General features: G+C 58.0%; 20 protein-coding genes and 2 pseudogenes. 12 read left to right on the forward strand and 10 right to left on the reverse strand.

Features of this window, described 5'->3' with window-relative positions:
• Positions 1-259 precede the first annotated feature (259 nt).
• Positions 260-460, forward strand: coding sequence for a DUF5818 domain-containing protein (locus tag WG907_RS06530; protein WP_340231941.1), 201 nt, complete (start codon positions 260-262; stop codon positions 458-460).
• A gap of 13 nt (positions 461-473) precedes the next feature.
• Here the strand turns inward: WG907_RS06530 and WG907_RS06535 are convergent, their stop codons facing one another.
• A complete protein-coding gene (locus tag WG907_RS06535; protein ID WP_340231942.1) occupies positions 474-929 on the reverse strand; it encodes a hypothetical protein in 456 nt (151 codons plus the stop codon).
• Positions 930-1079: 150 nt separating this feature from the next.
• Here WG907_RS06535 and WG907_RS06540 point away from each other — a divergent pair.
• From WG907_RS06540 to WG907_RS06560, 5 genes and pseudogenes are all read left to right on the forward strand, one after another.
• Positions 1080-2347 (forward strand): annotated as a pseudogene (locus WG907_RS06540) (tyrosine-type recombinase/integrase).
• Positions 2348-2398: 51 nt separating this feature from the next.
• Positions 2399-2737 (forward strand): type II toxin-antitoxin system RelE/ParE family toxin, encoded by a 339-nt coding sequence (locus tag WG907_RS06545; RefSeq protein WP_340231943.1) that lies wholly within the window; start codon positions 2399-2401, stop codon positions 2735-2737.
• 49 nt (positions 2738-2786) lie between these two features.
• Entirely contained in the window at positions 2787-3065 is a 279-nt protein-coding gene (locus WG907_RS06550; protein ID WP_340231944.1) for a helix-turn-helix domain-containing transcriptional regulator, read from the forward strand.
• Positions 3066-3381: 316 nt separating this feature from the next.
• Positions 3382-4677, forward strand: coding sequence for an epoxide hydrolase family protein (locus WG907_RS06555; protein WP_340231945.1), 1296 nt, complete (start codon positions 3382-3384; stop codon positions 4675-4677).
• A gap of 146 nt (positions 4678-4823) precedes the next feature.
• Positions 4824-5267 carry an LLM class flavin-dependent oxidoreductase gene (locus WG907_RS06560; protein WP_340231946.1) on the forward strand — a complete coding sequence of 148 codons (444 nt, stop codon included), beginning with the start codon at positions 4824-4826 and terminating at the stop codon, positions 5265-5267.
• On the opposite strand, the gene WG907_RS06565 is transcribed toward WG907_RS06560, so the two are convergent.
• From WG907_RS06565 to WG907_RS06600, 8 genes are all read right to left on the reverse strand, one after another.
• Positions 5250-6014: an SDR family oxidoreductase gene (locus WG907_RS06565; protein ID WP_340231947.1), complete on the reverse strand. Its 765-nt coding sequence runs from the start codon at positions 6012-6014 to the stop codon at positions 5250-5252. The two genes, WG907_RS06560 and WG907_RS06565, sit on opposite strands and share 18 nt — an antisense overlap.
• Positions 6015-6165: 151 nt before the next feature.
• Positions 6166-7017: a glutathione-dependent disulfide-bond oxidoreductase gene (gene yghU, locus WG907_RS06570; protein ID WP_340231948.1), complete on the reverse strand. Its 852-nt coding sequence runs from the start codon at positions 7015-7017 to the stop codon at positions 6166-6168.
• A 331-nt stretch (positions 7018-7348) separates the two neighbouring features.
• Positions 7349-8335 carry a helix-turn-helix transcriptional regulator gene (locus WG907_RS06575; RefSeq protein ID WP_340231949.1) on the reverse strand — a complete coding sequence of 329 codons (987 nt, stop codon included), beginning with the start codon at positions 8333-8335 and terminating at the stop codon, positions 7349-7351.
• Positions 8336-8566: 231 nt separating this feature from the next.
• Complete coding sequence (locus tag WG907_RS06580) at positions 8567-10750, reverse strand: molybdopterin-containing oxidoreductase family protein (RefSeq protein WP_340231950.1); 2184 nt, start codon at positions 10748-10750, stop codon at positions 8567-8569.
• Positions 10751-10918: 168 nt separating this feature from the next.
• Positions 10919-11920 (reverse strand): sulfotransferase family protein, encoded by a 1002-nt coding sequence (locus WG907_RS06585; RefSeq protein WP_340231951.1) that lies wholly within the window; start codon positions 11918-11920, stop codon positions 10919-10921.
• Positions 11921-12258: 338 nt separating this feature from the next.
• Positions 12259-13239, reverse strand: a complete 981-nt coding sequence (locus tag WG907_RS06590; RefSeq protein WP_340231952.1) for a DUF6473 family protein — start codon at positions 13237-13239, stop codon at positions 12259-12261.
• Positions 13240-13355: 116 nt separating this feature from the next.
• Positions 13356-14174, reverse strand: a complete 819-nt coding sequence (locus WG907_RS06595; protein WP_340231953.1) for a glutathione S-transferase family protein — start codon at positions 14172-14174, stop codon at positions 13356-13358.
• A 39-nt stretch (positions 14175-14213) separates the two neighbouring features.
• Positions 14214-16460 carry a TonB-dependent receptor gene (locus WG907_RS06600; protein ID WP_340231954.1) on the reverse strand — a complete coding sequence of 749 codons (2247 nt, stop codon included), beginning with the start codon at positions 16458-16460 and terminating at the stop codon, positions 14214-14216.
• Positions 16461-17074: 614 nt separating this feature from the next.
• On the opposite strand from WG907_RS06600, the gene WG907_RS06605 reads away from it, so the two are divergent.
• The 5 genes from WG907_RS06605 to WG907_RS06625 all read left to right on the forward strand — a co-directional run bounded on the left by WG907_RS06605 (position 17075) and on the right by WG907_RS06625 (position 22093).
• On the forward strand, positions 17075-17428 hold the full coding sequence (locus WG907_RS06605; RefSeq protein WP_340231956.1) for an EthD domain-containing protein: 354 nt from the start codon (positions 17075-17077) through the stop codon (positions 17426-17428).
• Between the two features lie 110 nt (positions 17429-17538).
• Positions 17539-18885: a serine hydrolase domain-containing protein gene (locus WG907_RS06610; RefSeq protein WP_340231957.1), complete on the forward strand. Its 1347-nt coding sequence runs from the start codon at positions 17539-17541 to the stop codon at positions 18883-18885.
• Between the two features lie 220 nt (positions 18886-19105).
• Entirely contained in the window at positions 19106-19852 is a 747-nt protein-coding gene (locus WG907_RS06615; protein WP_340231959.1) for an NADPH-dependent F420 reductase, read from the forward strand.
• Between the two features lie 11 nt (positions 19853-19863).
• Positions 19864-20769, forward strand: a complete 906-nt coding sequence (locus WG907_RS06620) for a DMT family transporter (RefSeq protein ID WP_340231960.1) — start codon at positions 19864-19866, stop codon at positions 20767-20769.
• A gap of 133 nt (positions 20770-20902) precedes the next feature.
• Complete coding sequence (locus WG907_RS06625) at positions 20903-22093, forward strand: MFS transporter (protein WP_340231961.1); 1191 nt, start codon at positions 20903-20905, stop codon at positions 22091-22093.
• Positions 22094-22258: 165 nt separating this feature from the next.
• On the opposite strand, the gene WG907_RS06630 is transcribed toward WG907_RS06625, so the two are convergent.
• Positions 22259-22525 (reverse strand): hypothetical protein, encoded by a 267-nt coding sequence (locus tag WG907_RS06630; RefSeq protein WP_340231962.1) that lies wholly within the window; start codon positions 22523-22525, stop codon positions 22259-22261.
• A 511-nt stretch (positions 22526-23036) separates the two neighbouring features.
• On the opposite strand from WG907_RS06630, the pseudogene WG907_RS06635 reads away from it, so the two are divergent.
• A pseudogene (locus WG907_RS06635) lies at positions 23037-24073 on the forward strand (ArdC family protein).
• The last annotated feature ends 194 nt before the right edge of the window (positions 24074-24267 follow it).

Below are 24267 nucleotides of genomic sequence, written 5' to 3' on the forward strand. Positions count from 1 at the left end.
CGAACTCCGGTGCCCCCAGATTAGCGCGAAACACTCTATATAAAAGTCTTTTTGAAAATACGCGCCGTGGTCGCCATCATAAAGCCTGAATCAAGGGACATTCAGCATTTCGGCCGGCATTTTGTTTAGGTTGTCACGCTGATTCTGCCTGTCGCCATTCGATTTTAATGGGGATCAGCGCTAGTATGAGATGCTATATAATTGCAAACCCGTCTCGATCTCCTGAGCTATCGTGACAGAGTAACAAGGCCTGCCCAACATGCCCCGCGAACGCCCCATCACCCTGGAAGGCCTGCTCCTCCTCGAGGGCCGCCAGCTTGTTCTTCAGATGCCGGGCGGGGGCCAGTGGCGATTGCTGGCCCTTGGCCGGCACGAGCGTCTGCTGGGCAGCAAAGTGCGTGTCGAGGGTGTTCGGGAAGGGCACGACGTGATCGGCGTCGACAAGATCGAGCCGGCGTGACTTTGACGGAGGATCATGTGCCTTGGGGCGCAGCGTCGATGCTGATGCGCAGGCACGGCGTAAGGGCTGGCGCGGTGGCCGCGACGCGCATTGAAGCGCCGCGACCGGTCATACCCGGTGCCTTTACCCGGCACATCCAGGTGGGCTTCTTGTAATCCCCACGCAGGAGCAGGTAGATACCTCCATCCCGGAAACTCTTGGATTTTAGTATGTTTTTGCCCGTCACCGACTTTTCGTCAGGGGAATCGGACAGAGAATCCATGGCTTCGGTAGCCTGTGATTTTTCCAAAATCCGTTCCTGATATCGGGTATCCGTATGCGATCCGTATATCGCGGATTTCCGATTGTCAGAAAACTGTCGATTTTCAAAACCGCAGATTTCTGCGGATTTTGGAGCGGGCGAAGGGATTCGAACCCTCGCCCCCAACCTTGGCAACCCGATCTGAGCCGTTACGCCAGAATGCGCCATTCGACAATCTTATACGCCTTTTCAATTGGATATTTCCATCAAAGCTACGACGCAGTAACCTCTGACCTGCCACGAAACGACCGATTTTTATTACGTCCTTATTACTTTTCGGTTTTTCAGGACTCGCGTAATAAAATGGAGGAGGCGCGCATGGCGCAGGACAAGCTCAACAAGCGAACGGTCGATGCTCTCACCCCGCCCACGGCGGGTCAGGCGTTCATCTGGGATACTGAGATCAAAGGGTTCGGGGTCCGCATCGGACAGACCGGCACCAAAACCTTCGTCATCCAATTTATGAACAAGGAAGGCCGCATCAGGCGCGTCAAGATCGGTCGCTTCGGCGTCATTACGGTGGATCAAGCGCGCGATCTGGCGAAGATCAAGCTTGGCGAGGTTGCTTCCGGCGAAGACCCTACGGAAGATGCGCGCCATGCGCCCAAGGAGATGACCGTCACTGAACTGTGCGATTGGTATCTGACGGAGGCCCGGGCGGGCAGGATTCTCGGCCGCAAAAACCGTCCGATCAAGGAATCGTCGCTGGCGATGGATGAAAGCCGGATCAAGACGCATATCAAGCCCCTGATCGGCAAGCGCATAGCGCGGCATCTGACAATCGCCGACGTTGAGGCAATACAGGACGACGTCAAAATCACAAGACGCAGAAGAGCCGCAACGGCGGGCGCGGTGGTAAGGCGACCGGTGGTCCCGGCGTTGCTGCGCGCTGCCTCGGAACGATCCAGGCGATCCTGGGCCATGCCAGGCATAAGGGGGTGCTTTTCGAACACCCCACCAAAGGCGCGAAGAAGCTGGCGGGCAATAAGAAGACCCGTCGGCTCAGCGTTGCAGAGATCGAAACGCTGGGCAAGGCGATGGCCTATGCCGAGCAGCAGGGCGTTAGTCCGACCGGGATTTCAGTGATCAAATTGTTGCTGCTGACTGGATATCGCCGTGAAGAAGGCCAAGCCATGGAGCGCGCATGGGTGAAACCGATGGGCGGTTTTGTCGCCTTCCCCGATACCAAAACCGGCGGACAAATCCGGGCGATCGGACCGGAAGCAATCAAGGTGATCGTGGCGCAGCCACAGTTTGCAGGCAATCCCCATGTTTTCCCGGCCACGACAGGCGACGGCTCCTTCACGGCGGCCAGTGCCTGCCTGCAACGTATCTGCGGATTTGCAGGCATAGTGGGCGTTACGCCCCACACCTTGCGGCACACTTTCGCCAGCATTGCTGCCGAACTTGGTTTCTCCGAACTGACGATCCGCGCGATGTTGGGTCACGCATCACAGAATGTGACGCAGGATTACATTCACGTCGATGAAGCCCTGAAACTGGCCGTGCGACGCACATCAGATGAAATCGCCAAGCTGCTGGCACAAGGTGCCGCCAAGCTTGACCGCCTGCGATTGGTCGCCTGATGGCCGGCCCTAGACATATGGTAACGTATATGTTACTCGAAAGGCGATGAGTTGATAGTTCAGGAATATATCCGCGAGGACGGTTCCTGTCCGTTCCGATCATGGTTCGACGGTCTGGATTCACAGGCCGCCGCTAAGGTGGCGACAGCCATAGTGCGGTTGGAGTTGGGTAACGTCTCGAATGTCAAATGGATCGGCGGCGGCCTTGGAGAATATCGGATCGACTGGGGACCAGGCTATCGACTCTATCTCGCCAAGGAAGGGGATGAACTCGTCATCATGTTCGTAGGTGGGACGAAGAAGCGGCAGCAATCAGACATCGATCAGGCTAGGGTGCTGCTGAATGAATATAAGGTCCGCAAGGCGACCGACAAAAAAGGCAGGAAGTAGCAATATGACGCTGAACCGAGATTTCAAGGAAACGGTGAAGGAACGCGCCATGCGCGACCCAGCCTTTTCCAAGGCCATGCTTGATGAAGCGGCGACCGCTTTCCTTAATGGCGAACCGCATGTCGCGCGGCTCATCCTGCGCGATCTGGTCAACGCCTCGGTTGGCTTTGAGGCGCTGGCAGAGGAGACTAGACATCCGAGCAAAAGCCTACATCGGATGCTGTCCGAAAAAGGTAACCCTAGTATGGACAATCTTGCCGCTATCTTCGCCTCTGTCCGTCGGCGTCTCGGTGTCACGATCGAAGCCCATACAGTAGAGGCGGCGTAATCCAGACCGGAAGCGATAAGAGGAGAGAGCCTACCCGACGGTAACGCGCACGGACCCGATTATCGCACCGACCTTTCTCTCGGCAACCTCGGTGCCGTGCTGGATACGGCGGAGCGAGACAAACTGCCCAGGCGGTGCGACCTCGGTGTGGCCGTGATCCAGGAGCATCTGCGCGTCGGCACGACCGATCCCGATGAGGATTGGGGCATCCGGTTGGTCCGCGCCATCAATATTAATCTCATGATCTGCGTCGTTCATCCCGTCGAACGACGCAGCGAAGGGCGCTTGCAGGAGCGTCCGCTTTGGAGGGCAATTCATGCTTCGTCGGCAATTCATGCTTCGTCGGCAATTCATCCTGTCGGGTTGCGCAGCCGTGGGCGCTGCGCTGCTTTCCTCGACCGTTCGGGTCTCCCGCATGCTGGCAGACGACGCGTTGCCGCAAAATACGGCAGCCGCTTCTAACGGCAGTGTGCGGCCGTTCACCCTTGCAATTCCTCGTGCACGATTGGTCGATCTTCAGGACCGACTCGCGCGAACCCGCTGGCCGGACAAGGAAACCGTCGAAGATAGTCGACAGGGGACACCGCTCGCCGACATCCGTCGTTTGGCCGAGCGTTGGCAGAACGGCTATGACTGGCGCTCGTGCGAAAGGTTTCTCAACAGTCTGAATCAGCACGTCACCCGGATCGACGGGATCGACATCCATTTCCTACATGTGCACTCGAAGGAACGCGGCGCCCTGCCGCTACTTCTGACGCATGGCTGGCCGGGTTCGGTGCTGGAGTTCCGCCATGTCATCGCCCCGCTTACCGATCCTATGGCGCATGGCGGCAAGGCATCGGACGCCTTCGACGTCATAATACCGTCGCTGCCGGGACATGGCTTTTCCGGCAAGCCCACTACGGCCGGATGGAATAATGAGCGCATCGCCAAGGCCTGGATCGTCCTGATGGAACGTCTGGGCCATACGCGATGGGCAGCTCAGGGCGGCGATCGTGGCGCACAGATCACCACCCGCCTTGGCTATATGCAGCCGCGCGGACTGGTCGGCATCCACCTCAACCTCGTTGAGTATATGCCGAGCGAGGCCGAACGCGCGACCGCCTCGCCGGCGGAGCGGAAGATCCTCGCCGACATGCAATATTATGTCGACAATCTGTCGGGCTATAGCGCCATCAACAGCAAGCATCCGCAATCGATCGCCTATGGCATCGCCGACTCTCCGGTCGCGCAGGCCGCCTGGATCTACCAGATGTTGCAGGACGTTTCCGATAGCGGCGGACACCCGGAGCGGGTGTTCAAACTCGATGAGATGATCGACGATATCATGCTTTACTGGCTACCCAACACGGGACCAAGCTCGGCGCGCCTCTACTGGGAAACGGCGCAAGAAAAGCCTCGTCCGGTGACCATCGAGGAACCAATGCCAGTGCCGGCAGGCGTCAGCATGTTCCCCGGCGAAATGGCCCGCATTTCACGTCGCTGGGCTGAACCCCGCTTCGCCAACCTTCTCCACTTCAACGACCTGCCTAAGGGCGGCCACTTCGCAGCATGGGAGCAACCTGCCGCGTTCGTCAACGAATTGCGCGCCACCTTCCGCAGCGTGCGTTAATGGGCATGAGGGACAAGGCCTTTCCGCCGAAGCAAATGCTAACAGGCATGCAGCCCGGCAATCGCCATGGCCCCCAGCCCGGCGCATGGCGCGCGTGCCCGGCGTGGATCCGACGAGCTATGTCAGCCTCGAAGCCAAGATCAGGCATGGCAAGGCAACAGAGGGCGGCAAGCTTCGGTTCGTGCTCCTGCCGGGTCGGGGAGATCGAATACGAACCGCTCTATTGCAGCATCGGCGTGATGCCGATGCTGGCCGTGCTTGCACTTGAGGCGAACCGGATCGGCCTCTTAGCCACCGGCTCGACCACGTTCAACGATCCTTGCGCCCTCGCCCGGCAATTCAAGGCGCTCAAAGTCATGAGCCATGGTTGTGCCAGCTGGGATGCCGTCACGTCGAGCGGCGCCGATGTAGCTGCGAACTACGGCAAACAAATCCCGTCGAGCCCCGACCGCTACGGTCGAGCGCATGAGGCTTTCCAGTTGCTCTGGGGCAGTTGGGGCAAGGAAGTATGGGGCCACGATCAGGCCAGCGGCCAGTTCGCCAAGGCGGACGAGATTCAGCTCATCAATCTGTCAGCAGCCCGCGCCTGAAAATGCAATGACCTGCCCACTGACGAAGCCAGCCTCTCCCGAGGCGAGAAGCCTGATCAGGGGTGCGATCTCCTCCCAGCGGCCAACGCGTTGCGCAGGAACGACTGAATTGACGATCGCCTGCACCTGAGGATCGTCTGCGCCCAGTGGTTCAGGAAATCCGTTCCGGCTATAGATAAAAAATGGCGCGATAGCGTTCACTTGGATGCCGAGCGGCGCAAGTTCGACAGCTAAGCTTTTTACCATCGCATTCGCACCCGCGCGTCCGGCGAGGTAACCATGCGGCAGGCGAATAGCCGGGCTGCGCAGCGGCGCGCCGGAAGTAATCAAAATTATGCTGCCGCCCCCGACGGTCTTCATGGCCGGAACCACCGACCTTAGGAGGCGAATTGGCGACGCCAGGAGTGAATCAATAAACGCTTCTGCATCCAGAAGAAGATCGTTCACCTCGCTCAAAGTAGCGATGTTCATGGAATAAGAGATGTTTTTCGGAATTTCGTTGCTGATAAAGCAATCGATCTTACCGAAACGCTTGAGGCCCTCTTCAATAAACTCCGCCGAGCCGCTGCATTCGGCTGCGAAATGACCTGGATTAGCTCGTTCAAAATGATCACGCTTTTCCCAAGATGAGAAACTATCGTCCTGACAGAATATAGTCCATCCATCTGATGCGAGGGATAGAATAGCGGCAGGCCCGACATACTCCAAAGCATTTGTCAGAAACGCAACTTTCGTGTGGCCGCCCATTTCTCTTTCCTATTAGCTGCTTTGGACTCTATGCCGGCTCACCGCCTATAGATCCTCTTGCTGACGGCAATATGCTTCCGTACATTCCGCTCTGGTCTGCCCTGTTCTGCGCTGAGCTGAGCTGAGCCCCTTCTGATTGCACCCGCCTATCCTAGGATATTCTGTCGAAATCGCTGGCATCATGACGCTCTCGCAACTGTGTGGCGGGGTCGCCGAATGTGCGATTGACCATGATGCCGCGACGAACCGCCGGTCGTTCTCCAACGGTCTTCGTCCAACGTTGAACGTGCCGATATTCATCTAAGCCGAGAAATTTTACAGCGTCGTAGAACTGCCCCGTTGCGACACCGCCGTACCAGGGCCAGATTGCCATATCTGCTATGGTGTAATCCGGCCCAGCAGTAAATTCATTGTCTGCCAGTCGGCGATCAAGAACGTCCATCTGCCGTTTGACCTCCAAGGCATAACGATCGATCGCGTATCGGATTTTGGTAGGCGCGGACGTGTAGAAATGGCCAAAGCCTCCGCCAAGGAGAGGCGTGCTGCCAACCTGCCAAAACAGCCAGGACAGGCATTGCGCCCGAGCAGCTCCTGCTTCAGGAAGAAAAGCGCCGAACTTTTCCGCAAGATACATCAGGATCGCGCCGGATTCGAAGATGTGAACCGGCTGACTTCCACTGCGATCGACCATGGCTGGGATTTTCGAGTTGGGATTGACCTCAACAAATCCACTGGTGAATTGGTCCCCTTGCATGATTTCGATCAACCATGCATCATATTCGGCACCCTCTATGCCTCGTGCAAGCAACTCCTCGAGGAGGATTGTGATCTTCTGCCCATTGGGCGACCCGATCGAATAGAGTTGAATTGGGTGGCGGCCGATGGGCAACGGCTTCTCGCTGGTCGCTCCGGAGACGGGGCGGTTCAGACTGGCAAAAGCGCCGCCGCTATCCTTGTTCCATACCCATATTTCGGCGGGAACATAGTTATTTTCGTCGTTCATCATTGATGTCCTGCCCGTTGCAATGGGTATTTTGTCTAACGGCTAAAACCATTCCGTTGATGCTGCCGTCACTTCCCTGTCATCCGAGACGCTATGGTTAGGCCGCCGGGACTGTCCTCACCCCCCTGTATCGGTCTGCGTCACCCTTTGGTTACTCGGCAGAAACGCAAAATGGTGAGCGGCTAACCGTATTGCCGGTGTCGTCGGGATCGTCCGAACACCGCTACAAGCCGGGTGAAAGTGCATTGCGAACCGAGAAACGACCAACGGAGATTGAAGGTGTAATATCGCGACTATGGTATCCACAGTTCCAAAGGCGAGTAATTGGAGTCTAAATTACATTTCGCGAGGCCATGATTGATCCCTCGATAGAGCGGCGCATTTCACGCGGCGTTGTGCCAAATTCGTTGCGGTAAGCATTGCTGAAGTAAGATGCGTTAGGAAAGCCGGACATATAGGCAATATCAACAATGTTGAAACGTACAAATTCCGGATCATTTAGCCACTGTCTGGCTTGATTCAGGCGCTTAGTTCTAAGATAGGCTGCAAAGCCTATATCCATGCTACGCATTAGATAGTGGAATGAGCGCAGAGACAGATTACAATCGTGTGCCACCTGTTCCGCTGTCAGACCCTGCTTCGTAAAGTTCTGATCAATGTACCGCATCACTCGCTCAAAAGAACCGCTGCGGTGGTTACTGCCGCCGTGCGGTGCCTGGCCATTGACGCGAACCGCGTCCCGTACCGCGTTTAGCGCAGCCTCGCCGAGACTGGCCAGCGTATCAGGGGGGCAATGATCGGCCTGGTCAAGAAGCTGACCAAAAAGGTTCGCGCCGATCGAGCCTGGTCCTTGGCCGCCAGAGAATTTACGCCCGCATAAATCATCGATTTCAGGAATAGTTGATCTCATGACATGAGCCGGCACCCAAACAAATAGCTGCGTACACGGATCCCCTCCTCCAGAGGTACTTCTCGCATAATGCGGTCTATTTCCGTAGGTTACAAAAAAATCTCCGCGCTCGATCATGCTCTCACGCTCTTGATCTTGCGTAATGATCACGTGACCATTTTGAGGAAACCACAACAGGTAAGACTCGCGCGGCTTTTGCCGAATGTGGTGCCAAGTTCGTCGCGTGGCGCTATCCGGGCCAGAATATCGCTCAACGTCCATCATGCCAGCTTCTACGCTAGCCAATGAAAAGTCGACGTCATTAGCGCCTGAAGATGTGATCAACTCAGTGTCGGAGATATAACAATGATCGTTAATTATGCGCCGCCAGGCATCCAGGCGCGTGGCACCGATGATCGTTAGAGCCATAGCATCGTCATCCTCTTTCGGCGGTTGCCGCCGCTTCCAGCGTATGAGCCATACTGACCTCATACTTCATTTTCGGACTGCAAAATAGCGGGGGGGCGACTATCGTATCAAGAATCGATTCATATCAGAGAGCGCCCCGTTGCGCGCAACGACCGAATCGGTTTCGAGCCCGTTCTTCGGACACGTCGATCCCTCGGCTTCGATCTGGGTGGCAGAGTGATGCAGCCACGTTCAACCTGCCAGCGCCTGCACCTCTGGTTCAAACAGTTGCGCCTGCACGGGCACCGAACTTTGCCTCGGCATGAAATTGATGGTTTCAAGGTCCATGTCCAGTGCCACGAGGCGGCCTGAGAAAGAATCCTCATCTTCCTCGCCCGACACTTCCGGATTGCCCCAGGCGTGACACATGGAGATCACGCCTGCGCGCAGCCCGTTGTCTTTGCGCGCCTTGCCGATGACGACTCCGCCGGTGCGGGACGTCAGCTTGATCATGCCGCCATCGGGAACGCCAAGCTGAGCCATGTCGTCCGGGTTCATGTAGATCGGGTTAGTACCATAGCGACGACGTGTCTGCGTCGCCTCCGTGAATGCGCTGTTCAGTACTTCCACGAGCCGCCGTGGTACTAAGCGGAAAGGATAGCCGGCGACATCGTCCTCCGTCGCGCGGACCACGCGAATATGCGCCTCGACATCGGGCGGACACAGATCGAGCCTGGCACCGTCATCTTCACCCGCAGGCTGGACGACGCCGACAGTGTCGTCGAAATAGATCCCGTGGGGGTTGGACTTCAACGTGTCGAAGTCGCTGCGACCGACGCTCGCAACCCAGCCCACGACGTCGGCGCTGGTCATTTCGTCGGTGATGGCCAGTTCCGGGCCACCAATGTCCCGATAGGCGACAGCGAATATGGGTTTGCGCAACATCAAAGTCTTGCCCATCCTCCCCGCAAGGCCGCGAAAGAACTGCCAATCCTCGATAACGCCAGGCGGCGGCTGCATGAAAGGTTCGGCGACCTGGGCAAAGGTGCCGGGGAACATATATTCGAACACGACATTGAAATCATGCCGTTCATAATGGTTCGCGGTCGCGATCTGATAGTCGGCAATGCGTCCCGTGACCGTCTGCCGCAGATCCAGTGTCACCAACAGATCCAACCCTTGCAGGATCGGAATGGTCTTCTGCGGCTCAGGCAAGGCTTTGAGCACATTGCCCCCGACCTGGATGAGGGCACGGATCTTGCCTTTTTCATTGCCCTGGATTTCAAGCGGCAGGCGTGACGTCGGAAATTCGCCGCCGATCTGGCCGATGTCCACTGTTCGCATCCTGGGGCCCGATTCCCAGCTACGGCTCGGCGGCGCGACCGCTTCGCGAATATCGCCACCGCCGGACGAAGCCAGCGTGGCGCCGCCGAAATATCCCATATTGTGAACGATGTCGCCAGCCGAACGATAACCGCCACAGATCGCGTTGAAGGCTTCGATCAAATGCTCTGCGAGGTTGGAATCGCGCGCCATGTTGGGGCCGGTGCCGGACATCGCCGACTTCTTGTTCGCCGTGGCGAACATGCGCGCCGCCTCGTAGAGCGTCGCGACATCGACTCCGGTACGCTGGGCGACATAGTCGGGCGTGAAGGAATGCACCGCATCGCGAAGCCGGCCGAAGGATGTCGTGAACCGTTCACAGAAGGTCTTGTCATACAATTCTTCCTCGATGACGATCCGGATGAGTCCCGCAAAGAGCGCCGGGTCTTCGCCCGGACGCACCGGCACATGCAGGTCGGCCGAACGAGCCAGTTCCGTGGCGCGCGGATCAACCACGATGAATTTCGTGCCCTTGGCCCGGGCCGAGCGTACATGCTTGATGGGATTGGGCGATGGCAGGCCGTAGGTGCCGTGTGATGCGGCCGGATTCGAGCCAACGATCATGATCAGGTCGGCGCTGTCGAGCCTGTGCTTGCCGGGCAGGAAAGACCCCATGCGCCCCGCCGTGATGAATTTCGCGGACTGATCGACGGTCATGCTGGAAAAGATGAAAGGCGACCCGATCATGTGCATCCAAGCTTTCGCCGCTGCACTGCTTAGCACGTTGCTGTTAGCGCCAGTGCCGTAATAAAGCGCCACCGACTCCGGGCCATGTTCGGCGATGATCCGGCTCAGCCGCTCGTAGATATCGTCCATAGCCGTTTCGGCTTCCACCGGCTGGAACGATCCGTCTTCCGTGCGGCGAAGGCTAGCCGCCAGCCTGTCGTCGCCATTGTGGAAATCTCGGGTCGCCATGCCCTTGATGCAGAAATAACCCTGCGAGACCGGATGCTCCTTGACACCGCGAATATTCGAAATCCGGTCCCCCTCCGTAGTTACCTCTATACCACAGGCGGCGGAACAGTTGCGGCAGTAGGTGATATGTGCGGTCATTTCGCGGTCCTCGTGAGGATGGAGGTATAATCAATCTTTGGAACCCGCATGGCCTGCAACGCTCACTTCCAATATCGCATAGTATCGGCGATGTGGCTGCTGCTCACCAAAACCGGGGACGAACGGTCCCAAGGACGCATTCGGTGCTCATATTCGTCACAGGCACTCTTAGTCAGCCTCCCTAGCGATGCCGAAACGATCGACATATTCGCGGAACATGGTGTTCATGCCCACCCGCGACAGACCATAATCACACAGATTGTAGACATGGGGACCATGAACCTTACGCGAAGCGTTTTGCTCGTCGACCTCTTGTTGCATTCGAGCTTCCACGGCAGGGCTAAGGTGCTCACCCAGAAAGTCATATATGCTGCGAATGGCGCGGATCGGGTCGGCCACCAGTGCCTTATAATGCAGATCGTGAAACGGCACATGCGGATTCGCGTCGCGCGTGCGCATCATGTTTTCTGCCATTCGAGCGACCAGTGTGGAGGTTTCATAACCAATATAGTTGGGGTCGATCCCGTCATTATTGAATGCCTGAGCGTGCCGCACTGCGCTACAGGTCGATCCAATCGGCTTAACCGGATCGCGATGCGTCACCACGAAGCGAGCATCGGGATAGACTTTGAGCAGGGCGTCGGTCCAAGCCGCATGGGTCGGCCATTTGAGCGTCCAGTTGCCAGGCGCATTCGTCTGCATGAGCTGGAGCGAACGGCGGTGATGGCGGTAGGCCGCTTCCATGTCGGCTTCGTTAAGCAACCATTCGAAATATTTGGGAACCTGGGTGGTGACCAGCCAAATGTAAGACTTGAAGTCCCTTGCCATAGGGAACACGCATTCCGCAGGCTCGTCTCCCTGCTCCACATGATGACGGCGGTCGAGAAATCCGCACTCGAGAGCGGAGTCGATCTCCGCTATGCGCATCGCGATCCTCGGGTCACTTTGCAACTCACCGCCCATCGCGGGCGGGATCTCGTGATTGGCCTCCCAGTTCCAGTAGACCCGGCGGGCCGGATCATGCCTCAGAATATTCAGGAGCATGGTCGTGCCTGCGCGCGGCATGCCGATGATGAACAGGGGCCTGTAAATCGGCTTCGCTAAGGCTTCGGGATGTTGGTCGAGCCAGCGGTCGATCTCGAAACGCGACCTCAGCGTATCGACGATCATGGCGTGTGTCGCTGCGCGCCCGGAGGGCGTCGTGAGCCGAGATCGATTATAGTCCGCTACAAATTCGGTCAGCCCAGCGCGATAGGATGTCTCTTCTGCAGTGCCCGAGCCAGCGATCGCAGCCGCAGCCTCGATCAGTTCCTCGACATCCATCCTGTCCTTACAGTGCATTCTCTCGCTCACTTCTGCCAAATCAAGTCGACAATGCGCCGCACGATGCCGCAGCTGACACTTGGGTGTCCGTCCCCGATTAAGTTCTTTCTTGGAGGCAGGCCCGGTGCCGGATCGAAATCATGACCGCCGCCGGGGATGCACCCACGCATCTGCGTCACGGGTCGTTACTTGCTCGCTGTCGTGTCCTGCATAATCTTGCGGGCTACAGGCAGCAGCGCCGCTGCCGCATCTTCATGCATCTCGGGCGAGGGATAGTAACGGTTCATCCCGTCGATCCGTCCTGTCAATTCGGGTCGGGCAGCGGCTTCCTCCTGCGTAACACCCGCGATTGGTTCACCGGTAAATTGGCTGACGATCGGTTTGCCCATGCCTCGGCTCGATATGCACTCGGCGCGGCCGTCGCACAGGGCGGCCACGGCTTCGGCCGTCCACTCGTCGATGAAATGCGGAAACTCGCCGGCCAGCGCATTGACATGATAATTTTCGTCGGTGCCGTCTGCCATCGCGCGGATCTGCTCTTCAAAGGCCGCGCGGTCAAAGCCATAGGCCATTTCCCGCTCCGTGAACCACAGGAAAATCACCGGCACGGTCAGTCGCTCGACCAGTTTGCGGATGGTTTCGATCCAGCTCAGCCGCGTTTCCGCGACATAGCGCAACGCATTCGACGAGTCTTCTTCGACGATGCGTTTCCAGGCCAGCCCGGAATTGAGGCTTTCGCCGGTGGTCCGGTCTTTCACAAACTCGACATGACCGTCAGTATCGAAACGAGAGTTCGCCTCCTGGCGAGCCGCCATGCACTGAAGCACCACGAAACGGCCCCGATTCATGGCCTCTATCAAGCTATCATACTGGCCATAGAATCCGGGCCCGGTGCCGCCGACGCCAAGATTAAGGACCGGCATGCCCAATTCCTTCGACAGCAGCGTCGGATATGGACTGGGGAAATATGGACCATAAGTATGCGCAGAACCGATGCAGCTGAAGAAGGAGCCTTGCTCCGCTTCGAAGGGATTGAACCCCGGACCTCTAAATTTGACGTCGCATCCTGGAATGAGAAATTCGTCATAATGGATGATGTCCGAGTCCCGATCCTGGTAGTCGGGATACCACCGTTGCTTATGAGCGCCCTTTAAATCGTCAACCATTTCAGCTATCCAGTCCTGCTATGTCGGGTTATGGTCAGTAGGTGAATGACAAAATAATACTTCGCATCATCAAAGGGCGTCATAGTTATATATAGTCAAATACCCGAAAAACTAGGTTACAGAGCTATGGGAATATTGAAGTATTTACCGACAATATAATCCCGATGATCAAACAATATTTGTGGCAACGGATCCTTGAGGTGCTTCTGCAAAATTGGTCCAAGACCACGGTATGAATCTGGCATCTCACAAATGTCTGACATCATCGGCGAGACTATGTTGCTGAATGCGGTCCAATATATATCAGCAGCTGTCAGACTATCCCCTATGAAATAGCGACTACCCAGCGCAGCCTGGTTATCCAGCCTCGCCGCCAGTGCTCGGATTATCGACAGTACACGATCGCGCGCGTGACTATTCGTTACCGGAGATCTATATTTGTCCCGAAGTGGGTTATCGCCCGGTTCTTCTTGCGAATCCGGATCGCCAGACAGGAGCAAAAGCCGGTTATTCCATCCCAGGCCGTCCTCGCTACAGATTTCATGGCACAATCCAAGCATTGTGATACGGTCATTTTCGTCGGCCGGAATTAGACGCGGCTCCGGCTTCAGCTGTTCTGCAAGCGCCAGCATTTCCGACCAGTGCGGGCGCGGTCGGTCATCGTTGAACATCGCCACCGGCGCCGACGTCTGGCCTGTCCAGTCTTTCAGGGGCTCATTTGCTTCACCTGGCTCCTGGGCTACAGGAATATAGTCTATCCCCTTGATGTCGAGGATCGCCTTAATGGCAACGCTCCAGGTTCCCGGCACGCCGCGGGTGAAGGCGACGCGCAGACCAGGCATTTTTCTGGCATCTTCGATAGGCACGTAGTTAGGAGCATAGGAAGCAGGCACGATGTCCCTTTCAGGCTTGTGGCGCCGGAAGACGTCGATCAAATGGCAGACCGACGGATTCCGACGCCGTGGTTATCCGACTTAGAAGCGATATTCGGCACGGAGGCCATAGGTCCTGGGCGGTGCGGCCGCGTAACCCAGGCCGTACGGCTGATTGGTCACCCGCGAGAAGGTGTACTTCTTGCCGAACGCGTTATCGAGGTAGAAGCCAACCCGGATATTGCCCCCCGGAGGACTGACATAGCCGGATATGTTCGAAACGACATAGCCTTCCTGCTGATCCCACTGAAGATCGTAGCCACCCGCATTGACGACATAGTCGAAGGAGGAGCGGTATGAAACGAGGCCCGCCAGGTTGCCGGTCCATGCGCCGATCGGGAAGTCATAGCTTCCATGCAGTGACAACTGCCATTTAGGCGCATTTGGCGCGCGAACGCCGTTCAGGTTCGTCTTGGGACCGATCGGGCAGGGAAACAGTGCGGCCCCGGTCGTGACGGTGGGGTCATAGCAAGTCTGCGAGGCATTTGCATAGTCGAAGAATTCGGTATGGAGATAGCTCACCGCGCCGCCCAGATTAAGGCCGGCTACCGGCTGCGTATTAAGCTCGAATTCGGCGCCATATCCCTTTACGCCACCCGCATTTTCAAGACGGGAGCCGCCACCGGTCGGGTCGATGATCTGCGTTTGAAGATCCTTGTTCTTGTAATAGAACACCGACATGCTGGTCTGCACCTTATTTTCCATGAACGAGTTCTTCATACCCACTTCGTGGCTGAAGATTTTTTCAGGCTTGACCGTGCCGATGCCGAAGATCGCCGGGGTGTTGATGCCGCCCGCCTTGAAGCCCCGCGTGTAGCTGTAATAGAGGTTCATAGGGCCATTGTCCCACGCCAGAACGAACCGTGGCGTGAAGGCACTGAACGACTTTTCGCCACTCGCGGTCGCCGGAGCGCCAAAGCCGATGAACCCGCTGCTGTTTCTGAGCGACGCGGAGCGCTGATCCTGTGTGTAACGACCACCAGCAGTGATCTTCACTTGGTCGGTGATCTTGTAGCTGCCCTCCAGGAAGCCCGAAAGGGATTTGGTGAGGACCTTGCTGGTATTTTGCGGGAACGATCCGAACGCGTTCACAGCGAACTGATAATCGGTGCCACGCAGCGCGATAATACCCTTGCCGTTGTCATGGAGATATTCGACGCCGCCGACGAAATCAAACGGACCATCCAGTTTCGAGACGATCTGGAACGCCTGAGAGAAAGTCTCTCCGCCCATCTGGTCGACATCGAAGTAGAAAGACGGCGACGTGGTATAGTCGGTATCGGACGACTGCACGTTGCGATCGCGGAAATAGGTGGTGACGCTCGAAAAGTCGAATTGCCCAATCGTGACGTTGGCACGCATGAACGCCCGGAACATCCGGTTGGTCCAAGGGTCGGGATCGTTCTGGCGGGTCTGGTAGAAGCCGGAAGCCGGCTGCTGACCGGTGGTCTGGCAAACGAGGCAGATCGGCGCGCCGACAGCCATTTGTGAAATGGCCCGTCGGTTCTTCGCCTTGTTATACTCCACTCCGGCGACGACGTCGACATCGTCGCTCGGCTGCCACCGGATCTGTCCGCGCGCGACATAATTATTGCCGCCCATCAGGTGCCTGCCCGTAGCCAGATTCTTGATATAGCCATCGTCATGCTGGTAGCGGCCGGAGAACCGCACGCTCAACGTATTCGAAATCGGCACGTTCAGCATGCCGTCAAGCTGCTGGTGATTGAAGCGGCCATATTCTGCAGCGACGCGGCCCTCGAACTTCGACGTCGGTTCGGCGGAAGCAAGCAGGAGGACGCCGCCGGTGGCGTTGCGCCCGTACAGCGTGCCCTGCGGTCCGCGCAGGACCTGCACCGTTCCGGGGTCCACGAGGTTGAGCAGCGACTGAGTGCCATGGGAACGCGGGAGATAAGTGCCATCGATATAGACAGCTACCGACCCTTCGATCCCGGGATTCTGATATTGTGATCCAATGCCGCGAATATAGAAGGACATGACACCCGGAGTATCGGCAAAGTTGACGCCTGGCGCTATCAGGTTCAGATCCCTCGTGCGCCGCAGGCCGAGCTGCTGGGCCACGGTGGCATCGACGGCTGTAATGGCCACCGGCACGTCCTGCAGACGTTCCGAACGGCGTTGGGCTGTCACGATGATGTCACCAGGAGCGACTTGGCCGCTATTACCTTTTTCCGGAAGGGTCTGCGCGCCAGCTATGCCTGGCTGTACCAGCACCGCAACCATCGCCGAGCCACTTAGAATAATTGATCTACCCAAAGAAATTCTGCTCATGTTTTATCCCCTCCACTTAAACTCTATATCTTTTTCGAAGACATTAAAGTAATACTATATAGTAACTAGAGTTACTCAGGTTCTATCTAATATTTTATTATTTTATGATTTGAGAAAGCGCAGCTTTTATAATGCATGCCTTTGGTATTTTCCATAGCTTTTAGTATATCCCGTCTGCATTCCACATCCTTTATTGATGCGTTAAAGGCGCGAGTTATCGGTGCGCAGAGGGATGTGGGATGTCAAGACTTGGCAGGCGATCAGGCACCGGGAGCGGCAAACTTGCATGATTGCGCAATTTCTTTGCACTAAATCGGTATTCACTCATGGGCGCAAGCACGCCGAAACAGTGTATTTCAAATCCGTGAGGCTATCTCGAAACGACCGATTCGAGCCTCGGTACAAAGATTTGACGTGACTGAGGATGACGACCGTCTGCACCGAGGTTGCAGCAGATTACAGGTGACCAGGCGGACGCGGCTTTGCGTGCAATGAGGGGTCAATATTCAGATTATGCATGAGGTGAGGCGTAAGGTCGCCGCGCGTAATAGATGGTTTAGTGGAATATCTAGGAATAACGGGAAGGGATTGATGTGTTTAAAGTAATGTGGCTCATGAAGGGTAAAGAAGGAATATCGAAAGATGACCTTATCTCATATTATGAGAACCATCATTCCCTGCTGGGAAAGAAGATTTTTCAAGACAATGGCTTTGCCCCTATCAAATATATGCGGAAGTATTTTCATTCCATATCGGACATCCTCCCCTTCGCTGACACTCTAGCGGGATCTGAATTTGACCTTGCAATGGAAATGTGGTTCGAATCCCGCGAGCATTTCGAAAAAATGATAGAGATCTCCAGTCCGGAAGAGGTATGGAAGATTATTATTGAGGATGAGAATAGATTTCTCGATCCATATAAACGAGCAATATTTATCCTTGAAGAGCATGAAACAAAATTCGACTGACATATTCTGTCGTCAGATAGAAATTCTGGACAATGTGATTTCCGTTGACGGACATAATTTGCGCATAGCAGACACAGCGCTGCAGGCTCGCTAATCGAAGAGGATTATAAATGGACCTGAAAATTTCCCGGCGCCAGATGGTTGGCGCAACTGCCACCTTGCCGTTCACAGCGGCTTTGCCGGCTTTGGCAACGCCCGCTAAATCCGCTCTGGACAAGACGAGGCTCGACAGAATTCCCGCTGCATTACAGGCTTATGTCGACCAGGGTGTACTTGCCGGCATTGTCACGATGGTCTGTCATCGTGGCGAAATTGTGCATGTCGATGCGCTTGGCTGGCGCGATATCGAGACGCGATCCCCGATGCAGCGCGACACCCTGTTCCGCCTCGCCTCCATGACCAAGCCGGTCACATCGGTCGGCGCTCTGATGCTGCTGGAAGAGGGCAAGATCAAACTCTCCGATCCCATCCGGAAATGGATCCCCGAGCTCGCCAACTGCCGCGTGCTCCGCAAGGCCGACGGACCGCTGGACGACACTGTCCCTGCCGCACGCGACATCACGGTGGAGGATCTGCTGACGCACAGATCTGGTCTGGCGCTGCCAGGCATTATCACCGGGCCGATCGCGCAGGCTTATGATGCCGCAATCGGTTGGGGGATATCGACGCCATGGACGACGGACACCTGGCTCGCAGCGGTAGGCAGGCTGCCGCTGGTCTATCAGCCGGGCGAGCGGATGCAATATGGCATCTCGACCGACGTCCTCGGCTTCCTGATCGAGCGCGTCGATCGCAAGACGCTGCAAGCCTCCCTGAAGGATCGCATCTTCGCGCCGCTCGGGATGAAGGACACCGATTTCTGGGTCCCGCCGGCAAAGATCGACCGGCTTGCCTCGCTTTATCAGTTCGATGAGGCCAAGGGCGCGCTGACGAAGGCGTCCGACTTCATCACCAAGGATATAGATAAGACGCCGTCCATCTTCATGGGCGCCAGCAGCCTGATCTCCTGCGCCGACGACTATATGCTGTTTGCGCAGATGCTTCAGAATGGCGGCCGGTCGGGCCGGGCGCGGATATTGAGACCCGAAACCGTGCGCCTGATGCGGACCAACCGGCTGACCGCCGCACAGCGGCAGCATCCGTTCATCGGTCAGCCGCTCTTCTGGAAAGGCATGGGCTTTGGCCTGGGGGTCGCCGTCGTTCAGGAGCGGACGGCCAGCAACATCTCGAACGGCAGCGTGGGTTCCTATGGCTGGCCCGGCCTGTGGGGCACCTGGTGGGAAAATGACCCGGTCGAGGATCTGACGCTCATCTACCTGATTCAGCAGGCCGCACCGATCACGCCCAATTCCGGCGCGGTGATCGCCGGTGGTCGCGGCGTCAAGAGCCGCGAGGCACTGCCGCTGTTCGAACGCATGGCTTATGAAGCGGTCGGCTCACCGCCGCCATTGGGCTGATCGGTCGGGAGCTTCCTGCTCTACACTAGGCCCGGTAGCGATTGGCTATGGCGAGCGTGCGAACGCGGCGCTGGGGCTGAAGTAGACCGTGTAGATCGCCATCGCTTCGGCGTCGGTCGAGGCATGGCACCTCACGCTCTGCCCTGACCACGCACTACCCCGAAGCAACCCAAGGGCACCGCGCGCCACGCGCCGCCGCATTAGATCGAAGGAGAAGTAGATGAAAATCGGCATTTTAGGCACCGGCAATATTGGGAAGACGCTGGTCCGGGAGCTGAGTGAGGCTGGGCATGAGGTAAAGGTGGCGAACTCACGCGGCCCCGAGACGATCGAGCGTGAGTTGCTGTCCTCCGGGGCCCGCGCCGTGACCACAGCCGAGGCGCTCGCCGACGTGGAGGTGGTCATACTTTCCATCCCGCTAAATCGGATTCCTGACGTCGCGGCGCAGGTCGTCGCTTTGCCGGAAGATACGGTGGTGATCGACACATCAAACTATTATCCGTTCCGCGACGACAGGATCGAAGCAATCGAAAGCGGGCAGGTCGAAAGCCTTTGGGTGGCCGAGCAACTCGGCCGTCCAATTGCCAAGGCGTGGAACGCGATCGGCTCTGCCTCGCTGGCCAAGAAAGGCAAGCCTGCGGGCACAGCTGGACGAATCGCTATCCCGATAGCTGCAGATCGGGCCCGGGACCGTGAGGTTACGATGGCGCTCGTCAACGACACGGGAGTGGATGCCTTCGACGCCGGCACGCTCGCGGACTCATGGCGCCAGCAACCTGGTGCCCCGGTCTATTGTACAGATCTGACGTTTAAAGAGGTAGGTCCCGCCTTGCAGTCGGCCGAACGGTATCGGCTGGCAAAACGCCGCGATCTGAGCGTTGCAATCATACAGGAACGTCTCGGGGACGGCACTACCAATCCCGATGAAGACTGGGGCGTTCGCCTGGTGCGCGCGATCAACATGTAGAAAGTTGGAACATGAGCAGAGAGAACACGCGCAACGGGCGCCATCTGATCCACGATGTCGGAACGCCCGCGCTGTTCGTATTGTTGTGGAGCACCGGCTTCATCGGTGCCCGGCTCGGGCTTCCCCGCGCCGGCCCGCTGACATTCCTGTCGCTGCGATACGGTCTCGCCGCAGGGCTGCTGGTGCTGATATCGCTAGCCAGCCGGGCGCCGTGGCCCACCCGGTTGACCGAAATCGGACATGCTGCAGTTGCAGGACTGCTCGTGCATGGTGTCTTCCTAGGCGGCGTATTCCTGGGCATCTCGATGGGAGTGGAGGCCGGCGTTTCGGCGTTGATCGTCGGGCTGCAGCCGCTGCTTACCGCCGCACTTGCGGGCATGCTGCTGGGCGAGCGCGTGATACCGCGTCAATGGCTGGGGCTTGCGCTTGGTCTTTCCGGTGTGACGCTCGTGCTGGCAGGTAAGATAGTCCAAGCGCGCGGCAGCCTGTTGGGAGATATCGCGTGCGTTGCAGCACTGATCGGCATCACGGTAGGTACACTTTATCAGAAGCGGTTTTGCATGAGCATGGATTTGCGCACTGGCAACTTGGTCCAGTTCGCAGCCGCAGGCCTAGCGACTGCCCCGTTCGCCTTCTGGTTCGAGGACATGCATGTCGAGTGGCATGCCGAGTTCGTTTTTGCGCTCCTGTGGCTGGTCTTTGTGCTATCTCTTGGCGCCATATCCTTGCTCTATCTGCTGATCCGGCGAGGCGGTGCATCGCAGGTAGCAAGCCTTTTCTTCCTCGTACCGCCTTGCACGGCCTTGATTGCATGGCCCCTGTTCGGTGAGACGTTGGGACTGTCAGCGGTCGCCGGCATAGCGATCACGGCAGTTGGGGTTTCGCTGGCCGCAAGGCGGGAGAGCGTCAGAGCCTGATCATCCGGATCGAGCCGGGGTACCCGTGCTACCGGCCCGATACAGGTTCACCGCTGAGCTGGCTTCAGATGTCGCGCACGCGCCTCACCGAGCAAGTGATACAAGATGTTTCATGATTTTAAGGAGATGGATATTGGCCGCGGCACCCGTTCGAGCACCCTTGAAACTTGCGCCCTACATTTCGCTCGTGGGGGCTGGCGTCCTGATCTTCACAGGCTTGTTTTCGCTCGCGCCCAGTTTGCCGGCACTGCGCCAGCACTTCATCGCGCTGCCCAATATCGATGTGTTGGTCCAGATTGTGGGTGCGGGCGCGGCTTTCACCTTTGCCATCGGCTGCCTGCTGAGCGGGCGGCTAATCGAACGCGCAGGCTATCGGTCGATCTATGTCGGATCGCTTCTAACGATGGGCGTGGCCGGGACGTCAGCGGCGCTGATCGACAATATCTACCTCATCATCCTGACCCGGGCGATCGTTGGCTTTGCGGTTGCGGGGATCGTCAACAGCGTTCTCGTCGCGATCAACCGGCTGCTCAACGAACAGGCCGAAGCCCGTGCGCTCGGCCTTCAGGGCGCGATCGGCAGCGTTATGGCGATCGGGCTCTTCCCAATCATGGGGTTCCTTACCAGCGTTGACTGGCGGCTGGCCTTCTCCGCGCATCTGATCGCCTTCCTGTTTCTTCCCCTGGCGCTGATGCTGCCCGTAGCCGCCAGTGGCGAGGAGCATGGCGAACCGGGCGATTTCGCGTCCGCCGTCAGGAATGTCGGCGCTCTCGTCGGTGCTTCGGCGGTTTTCAGCGGCATAGTGATCTTCGCCCTGGCAATGTTCGGCCCGCTTTTTGTCCTTTCACTTGGCGTCACAGACCCTCAGATGCAGTCCCTGCCGCCGACCGCTACGGTAATCGGATCTGCCCTTGGATCCTGGCTCACCATCCCGCTGCGCGCGCGCTTCACCCTGTCCCGGCTGCTCGCGCTCACGCTGTTTGTGGAATTCATGGGGCTTGCCGTCATTGCGCTAAGCTTTTCCTTCCCGGGGGTGATCGCCGGAACGCTGTTGGGTGGGCTGGGCACCGGGCTGGTGGCGCCTATCCTCTACGCCTGCGTCATCAAGGCTTCGACCGGGAACCCGGCCTCGGGCCTTGGCCTGATGAACGCGCTTATCTATGGCGCTATGATCCTGTTTCCGCTCGTCGCCATGCCGCTCGCCCAGCTGGTCGGCAGTCCCCGCCTGATGCTGATGACGCTGGTAGGATGTGGCTTGCTGCTTATGATCCTGTTGCTCCTGCGGACATGGCACTCGGGACTGCCCGGCCGTCCCGTCGAATAGCAAGATCTGAGAACATCGGTGGTCGGTCGGCGGCATGACTTACCAGGCCTGACCGACGCTGATTCCGGTGCCGGGTCGACCTACACTGTCTGCACCAACTCAATCGTCGCGTTTCGAACGCTCACAGCCGCCTTGTGATCATTAGCGAGCCCGCGTCCCATCCCTTCACTCGCGGATACAGCCGTTATTGCGATCGTCCCATGGACTGGCAGACGCGGCTTGTCGACACAGTGGCAGTCGCGGCGTGAAGTCGAGCCGGATGAGTGCACGAATCAGATTGCGCAGGCGACCGAATTCTGCGGGATTGAACATTTTGTCGGTATCCCGGCCGCAAACGCCGTATACCCCGTCGGACAGGTCGCTTTCTACAAGAGAGCAGATTCCGGACGCTTCGCGCACGTCAGGCGCAGGCTGACCGTATCGGCTGGCCATCTCGTTTCGTCATCGATCATATCTGGGTTCTGCCTCTGCACGGTGCCACGACAAAATGTCGATGCCATCGAATCGTCGGGATAGGAATCGAGGATAAGGGCGCCCGACCTGGGCCGAACGCGCTCTATGCCCCCTCGCATCGCTCGGCGGCACCCAGCCCCTCGTGGGTCTGGTCAATTCGGTAACGATCGCGGGCGCTTGCGTCTGTGCCCTGTGGCCCAGACCAATGGACGCCGCGCGGGCCGCGCGGCGACGCTTTTGTAGTGAGCCTCTCCCATCAAGCGGGAGCAGGCGGCGCTCCCTCTTAGGCCCTTCGCGGTTGTCGGCAACCCGCGGCGCTGCGCTTGCGGGTGCTTCACTGACGTTGCGCCTTTTGGTGCCGACACCCGTCGGAGCGGGCCTTCCAGTCGCGTTTCGCCGCCCGCCCCCGCTTTGCGGGAGGCTCATGTTTTTTGGGCGGAAGGAGGACAGGACATGGCTATAAACGGAAACCGTCGCGCAACAGGCCGTCATCGTGGGCAAGCGGATCAACCTTTACGACGAAGTGACCGCCAAGATCATAGGTCAGCTTGAGGAAGGGCGCGTTTCATGGGTCCAGCCTTGGGCATCGTCCGGCGACGCTCTAGCCAGCGGGGCGCTGGCCCCCGGCCTTCCGCGCAACGCGCTGACGACGCGAACCTATTCGGGCGTGAACATATTGATCCTTTGGGGCGCCGCCATAGAAAAGGGCTATCCCGCACAAGGCTGGCTTACCTTCCGTCAGGCGCTCACCGCAGGCGGCTGCGTTCGCAAGGGAGAGCAAGGGACGACGGTCGTCTATGCCGACCGCTTCACCCCCGAAGCGGAGAACGAGAAAGCGCGCGCAACCGGGGGCGATGCCAAGTCGGTCGCTTTCCTCAAACGCTTTACCGTTTTCAACGTCTCACAATGCGAAGGTTTGAGCGGCGGTTCGGCAGTCCGCGGGACTGACGGGTCGCTCAAACGCCCCGGCCTTGCAGCAGAACCCGCCCCCTTGCCCGAACGGCAAATCGTCCCCGTCGCCGAAGCACTGATCGCCGCCAGCGGCGTCGATTTCCGCACAGGTGGCGACAAAGCCTATTATGTGCCGAGCCAGGACTTTGTGCAGGTGCCGCCGCAACCGGCCTTTTCCAGCAGATCAATTTTTACCGGACCTGCCTGCGCGAATTGACCCACGCGACAGGGCACGCTTCGCGTCTCGACCGCAATCTCACCAACAACTTCGGCAGCAAGGATTATGCCCGCGAGGAAATGATCGCCGAAATGGGATCGGCTTTCCTCTGCGCCGCGCTTGGTATCGTCCCCACCGTGCGCCACGCCGATTATATCGGCGCATGGCTCGACGTGCTCCTCGAGGATAACCGGGCGATTTTCCGCGCGGCAGGCGCGGCCAGCAAGGCGTCCGAATGGCTCCTTTCGCGCCACCGCGAGGCGGAGCAAAGCCGCAGCCCGATGAGCGACGCGGATAACGCGCCGACCGCACTGCCAGCCCCGGCTGCAATCGACGCGCAGGCACGGAGGGCGGCATGATCCTCCTCACCCCCGATATTCGCTATGCGCTACGCGCTAATGCTTGTTGCAGCGCCGCCGCAATGGCGCAGGGTAAGAGACCTCGCCGTCGCATTTGGCGCAGGCCGTAGCACCGTTTCCATACCCCAAAGATTTTCATTGGGCCGCGTAAGCGATGGATCCGCGCACAGCGCGCCTAGCATCGTAACTGATCT

It is taken from the genome of Sphingobium fluminis (assembly GCF_037723805.1).
Taxonomy (GTDB): Bacteria; Pseudomonadota; Alphaproteobacteria; order Sphingomonadales; family Sphingomonadaceae; genus Sphingobium.

Coding starts and splice junctions, on each gene's coding strand:
- WG907_RS06530 (WP_340231941.1), top strand. CDS start 260: ATGCCCCGCGAACGCCCCATCACCCTGGAAGGCCTGCTCCTCCTCGAG.
- WG907_RS06535 (WP_340231942.1), bottom strand. CDS start 929: ATGGCGCATTCTGGCGTAACGGCTCAGATCGGGTTGCCAAGGTTGGGG.
- WG907_RS06550 (WP_340231944.1), top strand. CDS start 2,787: ATGCGCGACCCAGCCTTTTCCAAGGCCATGCTTGATGAAGCGGCGACC.
- WG907_RS06555 (WP_340231945.1), top strand. CDS start 3,382: ATGCTTCGTCGGCAATTCATGCTTCGTCGGCAATTCATCCTGTCGGGT.
- WG907_RS06560 (WP_340231946.1), top strand. CDS start 4,824: ATGGCAAGGCAACAGAGGGCGGCAAGCTTCGGTTCGTGCTCCTGCCGG.
- WG907_RS06565 (WP_340231947.1), bottom strand. CDS start 6,014: ATGGGCGGCCACACGAAAGTTGCGTTTCTGACAAATGCTTTGGAGTAT.
- yghU (WP_340231948.1), bottom strand. CDS start 7,017: ATGAACGACGAAAATAACTATGTTCCCGCCGAAATATGGGTATGGAAC.
- WG907_RS06575 (WP_340231949.1), bottom strand. CDS start 8,335: ATGGCTCTAACGATCATCGGTGCCACGCGCCTGGATGCCTGGCGGCGC.
- WG907_RS06580 (WP_340231950.1), bottom strand. CDS start 10,750: ATGACCGCACATATCACCTACTGCCGCAACTGTTCCGCCGCCTGTGGT.
- WG907_RS06585 (WP_340231951.1), bottom strand. CDS start 11,920: ATGATCGTCGATACGCTGAGGTCGCGTTTCGAGATCGACCGCTGGCTC.
- WG907_RS06590 (WP_340231952.1), bottom strand. CDS start 13,239: ATGGTTGACGATTTAAAGGGCGCTCATAAGCAACGGTGGTATCCCGAC.
- WG907_RS06600 (WP_340231954.1), bottom strand. CDS start 16,460: ATGAGCAGAATTTCTTTGGGTAGATCAATTATTCTAAGTGGCTCGGCG.
- WG907_RS06605 (WP_340231956.1), top strand. CDS start 17,075: ATGAAGGGTAAAGAAGGAATATCGAAAGATGACCTTATCTCATATTAT.
- WG907_RS06610 (WP_340231957.1), top strand. CDS start 17,539: ATGGACCTGAAAATTTCCCGGCGCCAGATGGTTGGCGCAACTGCCACC.
- WG907_RS06615 (WP_340231959.1), top strand. CDS start 19,106: ATGAAAATCGGCATTTTAGGCACCGGCAATATTGGGAAGACGCTGGTC.
- WG907_RS06620 (WP_340231960.1), top strand. CDS start 19,864: ATGAGCAGAGAGAACACGCGCAACGGGCGCCATCTGATCCACGATGTC.
- WG907_RS06630 (WP_340231962.1), bottom strand. CDS start 22,525: ATGGCCAGCCGATACGGTCAGCCTGCGCCTGACGTGCGCGAAGCGTCC.